This is a genomic window from Virgibacillus oceani, assembly GCF_041521345.1.
GTDB classification, from domain to species: Bacteria; Bacillota; Bacilli; order Bacillales; family Amphibacillaceae; genus Virgibacillus_N; species Virgibacillus_N oceani_A.
In genome coordinates this window covers 1-986 of the sequence record NZ_JBGOHB010000075.1, presented here as the reverse complement: position 1 = coordinate 986, position 986 = coordinate 1, and the positions used below count along the sequence as shown (strand labels likewise).

Annotated in this window: 1 protein-coding gene; it reads right to left on the bottom strand. The window is 39.6% G+C overall.

All coding sequences use genetic code 11. From position 1 onward, the window contains the following. Positions 1 to 115 precede the first annotated feature (115 nt). On the bottom strand, positions 116 to 986 hold an 871-nt coding region (locus ACDX78_RS23225; RefSeq protein ID WP_486031217.1), incomplete at its 5' end, for a transposase.

The window sequence follows — 986 nt, the reverse complement described above, 5'->3', positions numbered from 1 at the left end:
GGTTAGCACCCAAAAACTAAGGTTTTTATTTTAATTTACAATCCCAATCCATAAAAAAAGTATTTTCTTTGGTTCAGAAGTCTATTTTTTATTTTGAAAAAGAAATCCCACCACTTTATACGGTGGCTGGCACCATATTTTTCAAGTATTTTGTACATCTTTTGAAGTTCTGGGCGATGATTGAGCCATATATCCAGATTTTTGAGCGCACTTGTCCCCTGACAGGCAAATACTGTAATTGATATGCTCGTTTCAAAACAGATGGAACACCTTCAACCCCTGCGCGATAATTGGATAATTTCTGATGTCTATCACTGCCAATGTTGGCTCGGGTTTGATCTGTTCGCCTTTTATTTTCACTAAATGAAATGTGGTATGCTTTTTTTTGTTCTTTTACCTGGCACTCCTCAAGTAAAGGACATTGTTGACAATGCTCCTTATAAAACTTGGCTGTGTATATTTCTTTTTCAGAATCATAGATGGAGAAAGTCGGCTCAAAACCTTGTGGACATTTTACAACCTTGTGTGTTTCAGGATCAATTTCAAATCGGTCTACACCTATGTAATCATCAGAGACAGTCCGGCCTGTCATTTGGCTGAAGTTTATTTCAAGATCCTTTTTATCAGCGTGTTTTACAGTTTCCTGCCGGTAGTAAGCACCGTCAACAGCCAGCGTATCTATTTCATCTGCGAGAGGGTGATTTTTGACAAATTCCTCACCAAACTGGGCGTCACTATAGGTGTTTTCTTTTAAATCGGCATGCATAATAAGCCCTGTTTCTTTTTCAGGGTCATGAACTTCCACCAGGTTTAAACTGCTTCCGATATGGTTTTCGCCACCTTTATTTCGAAAGGTTGCCTCAGGATCGGAGGGGTTTTGAAGGATACGAGAAGACAAACTCGTCCCTTCAATTGGGACACAAACTTCTTCTTCTGATTCAACGGATTGTTCATGTAATAAGCGTGCCAGGTGAGTATACGCATCG